The 15,291-nt window shown below is 70.8% G+C and carries 13 protein-coding genes; 10 read left to right on the forward strand and 3 right to left on the reverse strand.

Features of this window, described 5'->3' with window-relative positions; genetic code table 11:
* Positions 1 to 21 precede the first annotated feature (21 nt).
* Positions 22 to 1,011 carry a DNA-3-methyladenine glycosylase family protein gene (locus ACLIN4_RS13965; protein ID WP_289908965.1) on the forward strand — a complete coding sequence of 330 codons (990 nt, stop codon included), beginning with the start codon at positions 22 to 24 and terminating at the stop codon, positions 1,009 to 1,011.
* 310 nt (positions 1,012 to 1,321) lie between these two features.
* Here ACLIN4_RS13965 and ACLIN4_RS13970 read toward each other — a convergent pair whose 3' ends face one another.
* Positions 1,322 to 2,404, reverse strand: coding sequence for a nucleotidyltransferase family protein (locus ACLIN4_RS13970; RefSeq protein WP_100048688.1), 1,083 nt, complete (start codon positions 2,402 to 2,404; stop codon positions 1,322 to 1,324).
* 113 nt (positions 2,405 to 2,517) lie between these two features.
* Positions 2,518 to 3,888, reverse strand: coding sequence for a peptidoglycan recognition protein (locus ACLIN4_RS13975; RefSeq protein ID WP_382052156.1), 1,371 nt, complete (start codon positions 3,886 to 3,888; stop codon positions 2,518 to 2,520).
* A 139-nt stretch (positions 3,889 to 4,027) separates the two neighbouring features.
* Between ACLIN4_RS13975 and ACLIN4_RS13980 the strand changes: the two genes are divergently transcribed.
* The 8 genes from ACLIN4_RS13980 (at position 4,028) to ACLIN4_RS14015 (ending at position 12,458) form a co-directional block, all read left to right on the forward strand.
* The gene (locus ACLIN4_RS13980; protein ID WP_100048690.1) at positions 4,028 to 4,792 is read left to right on the forward strand and encodes a TIGR03089 family protein; all 765 of its coding nucleotides are present in this window, start codon (positions 4,028 to 4,030) and stop codon (positions 4,790 to 4,792) included.
* A gap of 370 nt (positions 4,793 to 5,162) precedes the next feature.
* Complete coding sequence (locus ACLIN4_RS13985; RefSeq protein ID WP_373429036.1) at positions 5,163 to 6,419, forward strand: LCP family protein; 1,257 nt, start codon at positions 5,163 to 5,165, stop codon at positions 6,417 to 6,419.
* Positions 6,420 to 6,670: 251 nt separating this feature from the next.
* Positions 6,671 to 8,410, forward strand: coding sequence for an LCP family protein (locus ACLIN4_RS13990; protein WP_289908962.1), 1,740 nt, complete (start codon positions 6,671 to 6,673; stop codon positions 8,408 to 8,410).
* A 90-nt stretch (positions 8,411 to 8,500) separates the two neighbouring features.
* The gene (locus ACLIN4_RS13995) at positions 8,501 to 10,147 is read left to right on the forward strand and encodes an LCP family protein (protein ID WP_290012626.1); all 1,647 of its coding nucleotides are present in this window, start codon (positions 8,501 to 8,503) and stop codon (positions 10,145 to 10,147) included.
* Positions 10,148 to 10,363: 216 nt separating this feature from the next.
* Positions 10,364 to 10,828, forward strand: coding sequence for a hypothetical protein (locus tag ACLIN4_RS14000; protein WP_100048694.1), 465 nt, complete (start codon positions 10,364 to 10,366; stop codon positions 10,826 to 10,828).
* Between the two features lie 23 nt (positions 10,829 to 10,851).
* On the forward strand, positions 10,852 to 11,301 hold the full coding sequence (locus tag ACLIN4_RS14005; protein WP_107479557.1) for a hypothetical protein: 450 nt from the start codon (positions 10,852 to 10,854) through the stop codon (positions 11,299 to 11,301).
* Between the two features lie 234 nt (positions 11,302 to 11,535).
* Complete coding sequence (locus ACLIN4_RS14010; protein WP_143657598.1) at positions 11,536 to 11,979, forward strand: hypothetical protein; 444 nt, start codon at positions 11,536 to 11,538, stop codon at positions 11,977 to 11,979.
* A gap of 59 nt (positions 11,980 to 12,038) precedes the next feature.
* Positions 12,039 to 12,458 carry a spore-associated protein A gene (locus ACLIN4_RS14015; protein WP_100048697.1) on the forward strand — a complete coding sequence of 140 codons (420 nt, stop codon included), beginning with the start codon at positions 12,039 to 12,041 and terminating at the stop codon, positions 12,456 to 12,458.
* Positions 12,459 to 12,596: 138 nt separating this feature from the next.
* Here ACLIN4_RS14015 and ACLIN4_RS14020 read toward each other — a convergent pair whose 3' ends face one another.
* On the reverse strand, positions 12,597 to 13,643 hold the full coding sequence (locus ACLIN4_RS14020) for a glycosyltransferase family 2 protein (protein ID WP_100048698.1): 1,047 nt from the start codon (positions 13,641 to 13,643) through the stop codon (positions 12,597 to 12,599).
* A 265-nt stretch (positions 13,644 to 13,908) separates the two neighbouring features.
* Here ACLIN4_RS14020 and ACLIN4_RS14025 point away from each other — a divergent pair, with 265 nt between their 5' ends.
* A complete protein-coding gene (locus tag ACLIN4_RS14025) occupies positions 13,909 to 15,285 on the forward strand; it encodes an LCP family protein (protein WP_289908974.1) in 1,377 nt (458 codons plus the stop codon).
* Positions 15,286 to 15,291 lie beyond the last annotated feature (6 nt).

Genomic DNA, 15,291 nt, shown 5'->3' on the forward strand with positions numbered 1-15,291 from the left:
CTCCTCCCGAGGACCTCACCAGTGGCAGGACGTTTCGCTCCCCGCCCCACGCGCACCACGGTGCGCGGCGGGGAGACGGTCGTGCCCCGGCAGGCCGCCGCACCGGGCAAGGTGCGCGTGTGGGTGCCGGACGGGCCGCTGGAGCTGGGGCTGGTCCTCGGTCCGCTGCGGCGCGGGCCGGGCGATCCGACGTTCCGGACGATGCCGGACGGATCGGTGTGGCGGGCCAGCCGGACGCCCGCCGGACCGGGCACGCTGCGGGTCACCGCGCGCGGCGGGGCGGTGCGGGGCGAGGCCTGGGGGCCGGGGGCGGAGTGGCTGCTGGACCAGTTGCCGCGGCTGCTGGGCGCCGACGACGACCCGTCCGCGTTCGTGCCGCGGCACAGGCTGCTGGCCTTCACGGCGCATCGGCGGCCGGGTCTGCGGCTGACGCGGACCGGGCTGGTGATGGAGTCGCTGATCCCCTCGATCCTGGAGCAGAAGGTCACGACGCTGGAGGCGTACCAGGCGTGGCGACTTCTCGTGCGGAAGTACGGGGAGCCGGCGCCGGGGCCCGCGCCCGGGCGGATGTACGTCATGCCGACGGCGCGGACGTGGGCGATGATCCCGTCCTGGGAGTGGCATCTGGCCGGCGTCGACGACAAGCGGGCGTCGACGATCCTGCGGGCGGTGCGGGTCGCCGCGCGGCTCGAGGAGGCGGCCGGGATGGAGCCGGCGGCCGCGCAGGAGCGGCTGGAGGTCGTGTCCGGGATCGGGCCGTGGACGTCCGCGGAGACCGTGCAGCGCAGTCACGGTGCGCCGGACGCGGTGACGGTGGGGGATCTGCATCTGCCGGGGATCGTGGGGTTCGCGCTGGGCGGGGACCGGTACGCGGACGACTCCGTCATGCTGCGGCTGCTGGAGCCGTATGCCGGGCAGCGGCATCGGGCGGCTCGGTTGGTGTTGCTGAGCGGGCGGGTGCCGGGGAGGCGGGCGCCGCGGATGGCTCCGCGGGGGATCGAGCGGTTGTGATGCGGCGGGGGTGACGTGGTGCCCGGGGTGGGGAAGGCCGGGGACGACGTCGCCCGGCGCCTCCGTGTCACCCGGGGGTGGGTGGCGCGGCCCGACGTTGCGGGGTGCCTCCCCCACTCTCGGCTTCGCTCGAGCGGGAGGTGCCGCCACCGCCCACCCGTGCCGCCCCTGGGGGCACCTCCCAGGCCGTCGAGGCACTGGGGAGCCACGACTGCCCGCAGCTATGTGGGCGTGGCTGCCCGCAGCTACGGCGGCAGGGCGGCTCCCGGGGCTGTACCGTCGGCAGCCCGCCCGTCCGTCCGCCGGAGGTCTACGCGTCGGAGGAGAAGCGCAGGGCTGCGGGCGGGATGTGGGCGTCGCACCAGATGCGGGCGCCGGAGCGGAGTTCGTTGTCGGCGCCGATGACCGCGCCGTCCCCTATGACCGTGTCCGTGAGGACCGAGCGGGTGCCGACGCGGGCGCGCGTGCCGATGAGGGAGTCGGTGATCACCGCGCCGGGTTCGATGACCGCGCCCGGAAGGATCGTGCTGCCGAACACCCGCGCGCCCTCCGCCACGAAGGCGCCCTCGCCGACCACCGTGCCGCCGGCCAGCTTGGCGTCGGGTGCCACCCGGGCCGTGGGCAGGACGAGACGGTCGCCGCAGCGACCCGGTATCGCCGGGGACGGGGCGCGGCCGAGGACCAGGTCGGCCGAGCCGCGCACGAAGGCCGCCGGCGTGCCCAGGTCCAGCCAGTACGTGGAGTCGACCATGCCCTGGAGGTGGGCTCCGGTGGCGAGGAGTTCCGGGAAGGTCTCCCTTTCGACCGAGACGGGGCGGCCCGCCGGGATCGTGTCGATGACCGAGCGGCGGAAGACGTACGCGCCCGCGTTGATCTGGTCGGTGACGATCTCCTCCGGCGTCTGGGGCTTCTCCAGGAAGGCCAGCACCCGCCCCGAGTCGTCCGTCGGGACCAGCCCGTACGCCCGGGGGTCGGTCACCTGCGTCAGGTGCAGGGAGACGTCCGCGCCCGTCGTCTCGTGCGTGCGGACCAGCGCCCCGATGTCCAGGCCCGTCAGGATGTCGCCGTTGAAGATCAGGACCGGGTCCTCGGGACCGGAGTGCAGCCGGGACGCCACGTTGCGGATGGCGCCGCCGGTGCCCAGCGGCTCCTCCTCCGTGACGTACTCGATGTGGAGCCCCAAAGCCGAGCCGTCGCCGAAGTACGGCTCGAAGACCTCGGCCAGATAGCTCGTCGCGAGGACGATGTGCTCGACGCCCGCGGCCTTGGCCCGCGCCAGCTGGTGCGTGAGGAACGGCACCCCCGCCGCCCTGACCATGGGCTTGGGCGTGTGCACCGTCAGCGGACGCAGCCGCGTGCCCTTGCCGCCGACCAGGAGGATCGCTTCTGTCACCGTCGTCTCTGCTTCCTGCCGGGACCGGCCGAACTGTCTTTCGGCCGGCCAGTGTATGCAGACCGTTCCCTGACGCCTTCGGTGGTCGTGCGTGGTCGTGCGGTGTGCCGCCCTCAGCGGCCCTGGTACTTCGCCGCCGTCGAGCGGGCCGTACCGAGCTTGCCGTAGAGCTTCTTGCCGGGGCAGCTGGTGGCGAAGCCGTCGCGGTGCCCGGAGATGACGTTCAGTCGTACGTTCCTACCTTTTGGGTAGAGATTGCCACCACCGGACTTCAGGTATGTCTTTCCGCGCGGATTCATGCCGTAGAGACCGAGCTTCCACGCGGTGAGCCGGGCGATCGCCTTCACGGCGGCCGACGACGGCTTCTTGGAGCTGTAGGTGCCGAGTACGGCGATGCCCATGCTGTTGGAGTTGAAGCCGTAGGTGTGCGCGCCCAGGACGGCCTTGCTCACTCCCCCGGCCCGCCCCTCGTAGATCTTTCCGCACTTGTCGACGAGGAAGTTGTAGCCGATGTCGCGCCAGCCCATGCTCTTGACGTGGTAGCGGTAGATACTGCGAATGACTGACGGGGCCTGTGAGCAGCTGTAGTTGTTGCCGGTGGCCGAGTGGTGCACGAAGGCCGCCTTGACCTTCTTCGTGTACACGAACTTCTTCTCGCGCAGCTTCTCGTCGGCGCCCCAGCCGCGGCGCGTGGTGATGCTCGGGCGTGGGCCGACGTACGGCTTGGCCCGCTGCCGCTCCGCCGGGATCTCGGCGGCGCCGAGCGGGGCAAGGTGGGCGTTGGCGGCGGAGGCGGTGACGGCCTCCGTGGACCGGTCGGTCAGGGCGGTGGTGCGGGGGCCGCCCCCTGGTGCCGGGGCGGCTGCGGGCGGGGTGCCCTCGCCGGGGTCGACGAGTTCGAGGCGCATGCCGGTGGGCAGCGCGAAGTCCGTGTGCCCGGCGGTGCCGTGGGCGTCCGGGGCGGTTCGGGCGGAGTCCGGCGCGCTCTGGGCCCGCACGCGGACCTCGACGCCGTCGGACTCGCCCACCCACAGCGGGGCGGTGGCGCCGCGGACGCGGCCCGAGGTGCTCTCGGGGGTGTCCGGGTCGGCGGCGTGGTCGGCGTTGTGGGTCTCCAGTTCCTGCCAGGCGGACCAGGCGCCGGTGGCGGTGGCGCGGGTGCGGACCTGGACCTGGCCGTGCAGTTCGGTGGCCGGGTCGTCCCAGACGACGCCGACCAGTGAGAAGTGCTGGACGTCCCGGCGGGGGACGCCCTGTTCGGCGCCGGGGGCGCGGTCCGGGCCGAGGGGGGCGAGGGGCAGCGACTGGGTGCTGCCGGTGACGTGCGCCTCGCTCCACGCCGCCCCCTGGGCCGCGGGCGAGGCCGCCCGCGGGGTCGAGGGCCGGGCCGCGGAGGTGGTTGCCGCCGACGCTGGCGGGGTGAGCGGGAGGGCCAGGGCCGCCGCGCACGTGACACCGATCGAGGAAGCAAGGAATCCACGCATGCAACGGATCGTGGACATCCGGGTACGAAACTGTCCATTTGTGAACTGACGTCCTGTAGGGCGTTTTCGTCCGATCCGGTGGTGGCGCGGTACGCCGTACGCCCGGTGCGCGCCCGTGGGCCCGCGTAGGCTTGCGCGGATGAACGCGACCGACCGCACCCCTGCCGACCTGCTGAGTTCCGCGCTCGCCGCGGACCCGGGACGTCCCCTGGTGACCTTCTACGACGACGCCACCGGCGAACGCGTCGAACTGTCCGTGGCCACCTTCGCCAATTGGGTGGCCAAGACCGCGAATCTGCTCCAGGACGAACTGTCCGTCGAACCCGGCGACCGGGTCGCGCTGCTGCTGCCCGCGCACTGGCAGACGGCGGTGTGGCTGCTGGCGTGCGCGTCGGTCGGGGTGGTCGCCGACGTGGCCGGTGATCCCTCGGCTGCGGACGTGGTGGTGAGCGGTCCGGAGCCGGAGTCGCTGGAGGCGGCGCGGGCGTGCTCGGGGCCGCGGGTCGCGCTGGCGCTGCGGCCGCTCGGGGGGCGGTTCGTGCCGGCGGCGCCGGAGGGGTTCGCGGATTACGCGGTGGAGGTGCCGGGGCAGGGCGACCGGTTCGTGCCGTACGTGCCGGTGGATCCGGAGGCACCCGCGCTGATCGTGGCCGGGCGGGAGTTCAGCGGGGCGGAGGTCGTGGAGCGGGCTCGGGCGGAGGCGTCGGGGCTGGGGCTCACGGGGCCGGGGGCGCGGATTCTGTCGGGCTTGCCGTACGACACGTGGGAGGGGTTGAGCGCGGGGTTGTACGGGCCGTTGGCGAGTGGGGGGTCGGTGGTGTTGTGCCGGCACCTGGAGCGGGCGGCGGACGGGGTGCTGGATCAGCGGATCGAGGCGGAGCGGGTGTCGGCTACGGCGCGGTGAGGTTTCTGCTGGGGGGGGCGGGGCGTGCCCGCGTCGAGGTGAGGGGCTGAGCGGGCACCGGCGTTGAGTGGGCACCGGCGCGGGGGTGGGCGTCGGGGGTAAGGCGCGCGGCTCGGCGCTGACGGGGTGCCGCCTGCGCCCACCCGTGCCGCCCTAGGCGGCACGAATGCCCGCAGGCTGGGTCTGGGCTGGAGTGGGGCGGCGTGCCTGCCCCGCAGGCCGGGCGAGGGCGGCGTGCCTGCCCCGCAGGCTGGGCGGGGGACAGCGTGCCCGGGCGCGGACCGGTCGGTGCTGGGCCGGTGGGGGCGGGGGCGCTGTGCCGCGCCCCGTTCGGAGCAGTCCCGTTCCGTCTTCGGCGTCCGCTCGGGTCATGGTCGTAGGAGCGCACGTGTGCGGGACGGAGGGAGACGTGAGCGACGACGACGCGGGCACGCCCCTCGGTGGCCCCGGGCCCGGCGCCGGGGCGTCCGCGACCGGGGACGGACTGCGGCGGCGGCGTCGGAGGCGACGGCTGGGGTGGGCCGGGGTCGGGGTCGCCGCGCTGGCCGCCGGTGCCGTGGGGGGCGGATGGGCCCTCTACGCCAAGCTGAACGGCAACATCACCGCCGACGAGGCGGCGGCCGCCGAACTCGCCCGGTACGAGAAGGAGCGGCCCACCGCGCTGGTCCGCGGCGCGCAGAACGTCCTGGTGATCGGGTCGGACACCCGCTCCGGTGACGGCAATGCCCGTTACGGGCGCAACGACGGGACCGAGCGGTCGGACACCACGATCCTGCTGCACCTGGCCGCGGGCCGGGACAGCGCCACCGCCGTCTCCCTCCCCCGCGACCTGATGGTGGACGTGCCCGGCTGCCGCCGCCCGGACGGCTCGCGCACGCAGCCGGTGTTCGCGCAGTTCAACTACGCCTACGAGGCGGGCGGCTCGGCGTGCACGGTCCGGACGGTGGAGAAGCTCACCGACGTCCGGATCGACCATCACGTGGTCGTCGACTTCGAGGGCTTCAAGCGGATGGTCGACGCGCTCGACGGCGTCGAGGTGTGCCTGCGCGAGCCGGTCGACGACAAGGACGCCAAGCTGAAGCTGCCCGCCGGCCGCGTGACGCTGAACGGGGAACAGGCCCTCGGGTACGTCCGCGCCCGCAAGTCGCTCGGCGACGGCAGCGACACCGACCGGATGGACCGGCAGCAGCGGTTTCTGGGGGCGCTCGTCAGCAAGGTGCAGAGCGATGACGTCCTGCTGAACCCGGTGAAGCTCTATCCCGTCCTGGACGCGGCCACCTCGTCCCTCACGACCGATCCGGCCCTGGCGAGTCTGCGGGGTCTGTACGACCTCGTACGCGGGATGCGCGGAATTCCCACCGAGCGCGTGCAGTTCCTGACCGTCCCCCGGGAGGCGTACGCGGGCGACGCCAATCGCGACCAACTCGTGGAGCCCGACGCGGAGAAGCTGTTCGCCCGCCTCCGCACGGACCAACCCGTCACGGTCGCCAAGGAGGTTCCGCGGAATTCCGCCGCACGGGGCGATACGAATACGGAGCCACCCGGTCACACAGAGTCCGGCGATACAGGCTCCCCCCTTGCCCCCACCTTCCAGGGAAACACCGCTGCCGCGCACGACTGCGGGTAAAGGCACCCCCACGTCGGCGCGCCGGGACGAACACAGCTCAAAGAAATGGGCGGTATTGCCCGGTTGTAGGGACGTGGAACTTGTCACTGTCGTCGCTCCACGCTGAACTAGGCAGATAGTGTGAGCGCTTCCGGTGCCCCGGCTCAGAGGTCTGACCGGTCCCAGGCCCGGGTCGTGCACTATTTGTACGAGACCCGAGCGCCTTTGAGGGGGAAGGCGCCGCGTGGCCCCGACGGAGGATTTGGACAACCGTGGACGCGCAAGGCCGTGGGCGGGCGGAGAACGTCGACCCCGCAGACCAGTGGGTGTTCAATCCGAACACCGGAGAATACGAACTGCAACTGGGCGATTCCGCCCCGCAACAGTCGGCCGTACCGGGTCCACGCAGAGCCGCCCACGGCGCCGAGGGCGCGGTCCGCTCCCGCACCGGCACGCGGGGGCGCGTCGCACCCGAGGCGCCCGGCCGCGATGTGCCGCCACCGCGCCGGCGCCGTACGGCACCCGAGGAGCAGGTGCCGGGACGGCGTGGGCGTCGCCCGGCGAAGAAGGGCGGCAAGGCCAAGAAGGCCGTGATGTGGACCGGCGGCAGCATGGCGCTGATCCTGGTCGCCGTCGCGGGGGGCGGCTATCTGTACCTCAAGCACCTCGAAGGCAACGTCGACACGACGGACGTCGGCACCGCCGGCGCGAGCAGCTTCCGCAAGGACGAGGCCTTCAACATCCTGCTGATCGGCACGGACAAGCGCACCGGCGAGGGCAACGAGAGCTACGGCGACAAAGCGAACACCACCGGGCACGCCGACACCACGCTGCTGCTGCACGTAGCCAAGGACCGTTCGAACGCGACCGTGCTGAGCATCCCGCGGGACATGGTCGTGGACATCCCCGACTGCGAAACCAAGCAGGAGGACGGCTCCTTCAAGACGATCCCGGGCGTCCACGACCGCTTCGGCTACAGCCTGGGCGTCAGCGGCCGTGACGCCGGCTGCACCATGCGCACCGTCCATGAGGTGACCGGCATCAAGCCGGACCACTTCATGATGGCCGACTTCAACGCCATCAAGACCCTGACCACGGCGGTGGACGGCGTCGACGTGTGCGTCGAGAAGCCGGTGAACGACAAGAAGTCCGGCCTGAACCTGCCCGCGGGACCCTCTACGATCCAGGGCGAACAGGCGCTGGCGTTCGTGCGGACCCGGCATGCCTGGGGCAACGAGGGCGACCTGGACCGCATCAAGGTGCAGCAGCAGTTCCTCGCCTCGCTGATGCGCAAGATGTCCTCCGGCGACACCCTCACCAGCCCGACGAAGCTGATGAAGCTGGCGGAGGCGGCCACCGAAGCGCTCACCGTCGACAAGGCGATCGGCAAGGTGGGCACGCTCAAGGACGTCGCCCTCGAGCTGAAGAAGGTGCCGACGAAGAACATCTCCTTCCTCACGGTTCCGGTGAATGACAACCCGGCCGAGACGGTTCATGTGACCGTCGTGGTGGACGAGGCCAAGGCGGGCCCGATCTTCGACGCCATCAAGGGTGACGTCTCCTTCACAGACGTCAAGCAGAAGGAGCAGAAGGAGAAGGCGGCCGTCGCGGCCCGTCTGAAGGGCACCAAGGCTCCCGCCGCCGACGTGCGGACGCAGGTGCTCAACGGCGGTGCGGCCGACGGCTCCGCGCAGGAAACGCTCAACTGGCTCCAGTTGGAGAAGGGTGTCACCAAGTCGGAGAACGGCGGCAACGCGCCCGCCGACCTGCCGAAGACCACGCTCGAGTACGCGCCCGAGCAGGCGGACCAGGCCCGCACCCTCGCCGCGATCATGGGGCTGTCCGGTGCGGCGATGAAGCCGGGCAAGAGCGTGACCAACTCCCAAGGGCTGCCGATGATGACGCTGACCCTGGGCAAGGACTTCAAGGGGGCGGGGATCCCGCTGACGGGTCCGGCGAAGATCGACGTGAAGGAAAAGACCACGGCCGACAAGGTGCAGTGCGCCAGCTGAAATCGAAACGCCACCGAACGGGCCTGTCGTGCGTCTCACTTGACGGACGGCAAGCCCGTTCGTCGGTGATGGGGTGGGGAGGACGGAGACGTGACGCAGAACAGCGCGCACGAAGAGGGTGCGGGCCCGGGGGGCGGGCCCGTCGCGACGGCACCGGATGCCGGTGAGCAGGACGGTGGCGGCGCACCGCCTGCGCACGCAGCGGGACCGCGCCGACGCGCCAGACGTCGGTCTCCGCGCAAGCACCGGGTGCTCCGGTGGTCGGCGACGACCCTCGCGCTCCTGATACTCGGCACGGCCGGCGCCGGATACCTCTACTACCAGCACCTCAGCGACAACATCGAGAAGGGCGAGCGCAACAGCGGAGACTCCAAGGCGCACAAGACCGAGCCGAACGCGGCCGGCCAGACGCCCCTGAACATCCTGCTGATCGGCTCCGACAGCCGCGCCTCCGACGCCAACGTGGCCCTGGGCGGCGGCAAGGACACCCGCGACAACCCGCCGCTGGGCGACGTGCAGATGCTGATCCACCTGTCCGCCGACCGCAAGAGCGCCGCCGTGGTGAGTGTCCCCCGCGACACCCGGGTCGACATCCCCGCGTGCACGGACCCGAAGACCGGCGAGAAGTTCCCGGCGACCAACACGATCATCAACGCGTCCCTGGGCCGCGGCGGCGCCGGTTGCACGCTCGCCACCTGGGAGAACCTCACCGGGGTCTACATCGACCACTGGATGACGATCGACTTCGCGGGCGTGGTCTCGATGGCGGACGCCATCGGCGGGGTCGAGGTCTGCGTCAACCAGAACGTCGACGACCGTCCGAAGCCCGGCCGGGAGGGCGGCTCTGGCCTGTACATGACGGAGGGGCCGCACAAGGTCAAGGGCAAGCAGGCCCTGCAGTGGCTGCGCACCCGCCACGCCTGGGGCAGCGACCCGCTGCGGGCCCGCGCCCAGCACATGTACATGAACTCGATGATCCGCACCCTGAAGGACCAGAACGTCTTCACCGACACCGGCCGGCTGATGGACCTGGCCGACGCGGCCACGAAGTCCCTGTCCGTCTCCGAGGAGATCGGCACGCCCAAGAAGCTCTACGACCTGGGCATGCAGCTGAAGACGGTGCCGACGGACCGCATCACCATGACAACGCTGCCCACCGTCCAGGACCACCAGAACAGGAACCACCTGCTCCCGGACGGCGACGACGCGGAGAAGATGTGGGCGATGCTCCGCGACGACGTGCCCTTCGACAAGAAGGGCACGAGCAAGCCGTCCGACAAGAAGCCCGCGGAGAAGGTGTCCAACGACCCTGCCGCCCCCGACGACAAGATCGGCGTGCTGGTGCAGAACGCCACCCGTTCCGAGTCCCTCGGCGTTGTCAACGGCCGGGCGAACACGGTCTCCCAGGCGCTGGTACAGCAGGGCTTCGCCCGCGCTGCGGCCGACACTTCGGGCTCGTACGCCGAGGAGCGGACTCTGGTGCGCTACCCCAGCGCCGAGCTGGAGGGGGACGCCCAGCGGGTCGCCAAGTCGCTGGGGATCCCGTTGAGTTCGGTCAAGAGGTCGACCGACGTCTCCGGTGTGACCGTGGTGGTGGGCGCCGACTGGCGTGAGGGCACGACGTACCCGAAGCAGTCGAAGCCGCAGGCCGGCGATCTGCCGGAGAGCTCGGACGCGCTCAACGGCGCCGAGGACAGTGACAAGTGCATGGACGTGTACGAGCCGTATCGCTGGTAGGGGAACGCGGGGGGCGTTCCCGGGCCCAACAGCTGCCGGTCTGCGAGCCCAATTCCCTTCGGTAGACCTTGACTTGACGACTCGTCAAGTTTCTTGCCCAGTGATCATCGCCACCGTGATCGAGCGGGTAATCATCTGACATGTTTCTGCCAGGATGAGCGACGATCGGCGCCGTGATCGTCACTACGGCAAGCACAACTGCGACTGACCCGGGGAATGGGGACCACCACCATGCGCAAGCTCACCAAGCTCACCCAGTGGGCGGCCACGGCCGCCACACTGGTCGGCGTCGCGGTCGTCGCGCCGGTCGTCACCGCCGCGCCCGCCTCGGCCGCCGGTTACGGCTGCGCCGGCAACCTGGTCTACACGAAGTCGGTGTACGCCAACCGGAACGGTTACACCAACAAGATCGGCACCGTGCAGTCGTACTACGACGGCACCTACAACTGCTCGGTGTTCGTGAAGTCGGCGTACGTGGGCACGCCCACGCAGATGAACTTCTCCATCTACAAGGAGGACGACGGTACGTTCGACGACGACACCGGCGCCTTCTCCCAGTACGCGGGCCCGGTGAGGATCAAGGCCCCGGGCTCGTGCGTGAGCGAGATGCTCGTCATGGACAATCCCAGCGGCACGCAGATCTTCTTCGGTCAGGCCGCTCCGCCGCACAACTGCGGCTGACCTACAGGACGGGGACCAACAGGATGCGCAAGCTTTCCCATTTCACCCGGTGGGCGACGACCGCCGCGACGCTGGTCGGCGTCGCCGTCGTCGGGCCGGTCGTCACCGCCGCGCCCGCCTCGGCCGCCGGTTACGGCTGTGCCGGCGATCTGTCGTACTCCAAGGCCGTGTACGGCAACCGGAACGGCTACTCCGGCAAGCTCGGTACCGTCTACGACTACTTCGACGGAACCTACAACTGCTCCGTCTTCGTCAAGTCCGCGTGGGCGGGGACTCCCAGCTGGCTCACGCTGTCGATCTACCGGGAGCCCAACGACGGCACCTACGACGAGGACTCGGGCAACTTCAGCAGCTACGCGGGCCCGGTGAAGATCAAGGCGCCCCGCACCTGCGTGGTCGAGATGCTCGACGTCTACAGCCCGGGGGGAACCCAGGCGTTCGTCGGGCAGATCGGCCCGCACTCCTGCGGCTGATCCGACACCGACAGGCTCGCCCGGGACGCCCCGGGCGAGCCTTCAGGGCGATCGGACACGTGCGCCGATCGCGGGTCGGAGGGGCAGAGGCGCACCGCGACGCATACTTTTCGGCCACTGCCACGACTTTCGGCCCACCTACCGCACACGACTTACTGTCATGGTCAGATCATGTGAAGATCTTTTCCGTTTCGGCGTTCATGAACGCCACACATCGTGCTGCAGGAGGAAGCGTTGAGGTTCAAGACCCGGTTCGGCAGAGCCGCCGCATCCATCGGACTCATGCTGTCGAGCATCGCAGGCTACTCGCTCGCCACCGCTCCGGCCGCGAGCGCGGCCACCTACGGCTGCAACGGATCCCAGATCGACAGCTGGAACAACACCGTTTCCGGGAAGGTCTACGCGACGACCTACCTGTTCTGGGACGGCACGTACAACTGTGTCGCGGCCGTGAAGCGTGGTGAGTACTACGGCAAGTCCTCACGCATCAGCGTGCAGGCATGGACCAATGTCGACGGCTACGTAGGCGAAGACGACGGCCACTACCTCTACTACGCCAACTACAAGTTCTACGGGAAGGGCCGCTGCGTCGCGGTCGAGACCGACATGTGGAACTTCAACGGCAACAACATCATCCAGGACCACGTGCCCTACAGCGGCTACTTCCACTGCGGTTGACGGTCCCCGCCCCCGGGTCTCCCGGTAGGCACCAACACGAGCCTGACAGGAATTCACTCATGCGCGTACCCCGACGACTCGTCTCCGCCGCGACAGTTCTCGGCCTCACCACCGCCGGAATGGCCCTCACGGTCGGCACCGCCGAGGCGGCGTCCTACAACAGCGCCTGCGGATCCGGTTACAGAGTGATCGACTCGATGGATGTAGGTGAAGGCAACACGTTCCTGACCTACAACAGCTCCACCGGCTACAACTGCGTCGTGACCGTAGGCGACGCCCCGGGGACGCCCCAGATCCTGGGGGCCAACCTGCGGCGCCACAACACTTCCACCTCATGGCCGAGCGGCACGGAGGACGACGGAGTCTTCAACTACTACGCCGGGCCTCTCTACCTCTACGCCCCCGGCACGTGCATCGACTGGGGCGGCCGTGCCGAGTCCAACTACACGCGCATCAACTACGGCGTCCACTGCGGCTGACGCCGATCTGCCGAACAGGCCCCCGGGCTGTTGATCGAAATGTCTGACGTCTCGATCACGCTGCTCGGGGGTCTCGTCGGTCGTCCGTCCTGCCGCACCTCATCCTGCTGGACGGCGCTCGGCTGGAGCCGGAACTCGTCAGCGCGCGCCTGCGGCGTCCGTGTCCGCCCGCACCGCCGGGCGTCGGCTCGCGATCACCTTGCGCGCCAGCGACCGCGGGCTGGTCAAAAAGCCCCAGCCCCAGGACATGTGCATGGTCGCCAGCGCCACCGGGATCTGCGCCCGCGCCTTCAGCCCCAGCCCCTTGCCCGCCGGGAGCGACCCGGCGACGATGGCCGCCAGGTAACCACCGGGTACGACGAAGCCCCACGGGGTCAGCACCGCACCCACCACGACACCGGCGGCGATGGCGCACACGGCGGTCGGCGGGGCGAGGTAGCGCAGGTTGATGGAGCCGGCGTGGTACCGGGCGACGACGTGCCGCCAGCGGCCGTAGTCCTTGTACTGCTTGGCCAGCGCCCGCACGGACGGGCGGGGCCGGTAGGAGACGCGCAGCTCGGGCGAGAACCAGATCAGACCGCCGGCCTCGCGGATACGGAAGTTCAGCTCCCAGTCCTGGGCGCGGATGAACTCCTCGTTGTACCCGCCCTGCTGCTCCAGCGCCTCGCGGCGGAAGACACCCAGGTACACCGTCTCGGCCGGGGCGGCCTCGCCGCCCGTGTGGAAGGCGGCGTTGCCCACGCCGATCTTCGACGTCATCGCGGCGGCGACGGCTTCCTCCCAGGCGTTCTCGCCCTCGGCGTGCATGATGCCGCCCACGTTCTGCGCGCCGGTCTCCTCCAGGAGCCGTACGGCCGTGGCGATGTAGTTCGGCGACAGCATGCCGTGACCGTCGACGCGCACGACGACCGGATGGCGGGACGCCTTGATCGCGGCGTTCAGCGCGGCGGGCGTACGGCCGGTGGGGTTCGGCACGGTGTGGACGCGGGGGTCCTCGGCGACGAGTTCGGCGGCGATCTCGTCCGTGCGGTCCGTCGAGGGACCGAGGGCGATCACGACCTCCATCTCGCCGGCGTACTCCTGGGCGAGGATGGCGCGGACGGAGCCGCGCAGATGCCGTTCCTCGTTGAGGACGGGCATGATCACGGAAACGGCGGGCAGCCGCACGTCGGACTTGGCGTTCATCGGTGCTCACGTTACCGCGAACGGGGGACACGGGTGCGCGCCGCGGGGGTCACAGCCCCGGGCCGCAGATCGTATGGGCCTACGGTGCTCACGGATCGCACGTCCGGCCGCACGGCCCGTACCCCGCGGAGGTGTCACCTTGCCCACGCCGCCCCGCTCCCCCCGGGTCCCGGCCGCCACGTCCCGGGGCGTCCCGCCCCCGCAGCGCGGAGCCTCCGGACGCCCGCCCCGGCCCCCCGTACGGCGCAAGCGCCCGCGCTGGGCCATGCGGGCGGTGACCGCCCTGTCGGTGGTGGTGCTGGCCTCGGCCGGGATCGGGCACGCGGTGCTCTCCGGCCTGGACTCGGACATCGCGCGGGTCGACGCCTTCAAGGACATGAAGAACCGGCCCCGCGCGGGCGACGGCATGAACGTCCTGCTGGTCGGCACCGACGGCCGCGACCGGATCAGCGAGGAGCAGCGGCAGAAGTACCGGCTGGGCGGCGCTCCCTGCCACTGCACCGACACGATCATGATCGTGCACATCTCGGAGGACCGAGAACGCGCCAGCGTGGTCAGCCTCCCGCGCGACTCCTACGCCGAGACGCCCGACCACACCGACCGCACCACCGGCGAGCACCACGAGGGGCACCCGCTCAAGCTGAACGCGGCCTACGCCGAGGGCGGCCCGCAGCTGACCATCCGCACGGTCGAGAACATGACCCGGGTGAAGATCGACCACTACCTGGAGGTCGACTTCACCAGCTTCATGAAAACCGTGGACGTGCTCGGCGGCGTGAAGATCTGCACCGCCGAGCCGCTCAAGGACAGCCACACCGGGCTCGACCTGCCGGCCGGCACGCACACGCTGATGGGCGGGCAGGCACTGCAGTACGTCCGCGCCCGGCACCTGGACGGGGCCTCCGACCTGAGCCGGATGAAGCGCCAGCAGCGTTTCCTGGCCGCCCTGATCGACCGGGCGACGTCCTCGGGGCTGCTGCTGAACCCGCTGAAGTTCCGCGACGTCACCCAGGCGGTGCTGGGCTCGGTACGGGCCGACAAGGGCTTCGGCACCGACGAGATGCTGGCGCTCGGCCGGGCGATGCGGAACTTCTCGCCCTCGTCCTCCGAGTTCACCACCGTGCCGATCGGGCAGATGGGCTACGCCGTCAAGGGCGTCGGCTCGACCCTCAAGTGGGACCCCGCGGAGTCCGAGCGGATCTTCGACGCCCTGCGCGAGGACGAGCCGCTGGCCGGGCCCACGCCGAAGCCGAAGGGCCCGGCGCCGGTACGGGTGCCGGTGGACCCGAAGCAGATCCGGGTCCAGGTGGAGAACGGCACGCGCACCCCCGGCCTCGGCAAGCGGGTGGACGACGCGCTGGCCGCGACCGGCTTCCGCACCACCAAGGCGCCCAGGAACGCCACTGACCGGGCGGTCGAGCGGACCGTGGTCGCCTTCGACCCCCGCTGGGACCGCTCGGCGAAGTCGCTGGCCGCCGCGCTGCCCGGCAGCGAGCTGCGGCCGGTCGAGGGCCAGGGCCCGACGCTGAAGGTGGTCGCGGGCGCCGGCTTCGAGAAGGTCGTGGAGGTGAAGCCGGCCGACCCGCCGCAGGAGTCGGGCACCGTGGTGCGGGGCGACGAGGTGGTCTGCGGGAAGCAGTGACGCGGT

The sequence above is a fragment of the Streptomyces mutabilis genome, from assembly GCF_046628145.1.
GTDB classification, from domain to species: Bacteria; Actinomycetota; Actinomycetes; order Streptomycetales; family Streptomycetaceae; genus Streptomyces; species Streptomyces mutabilis.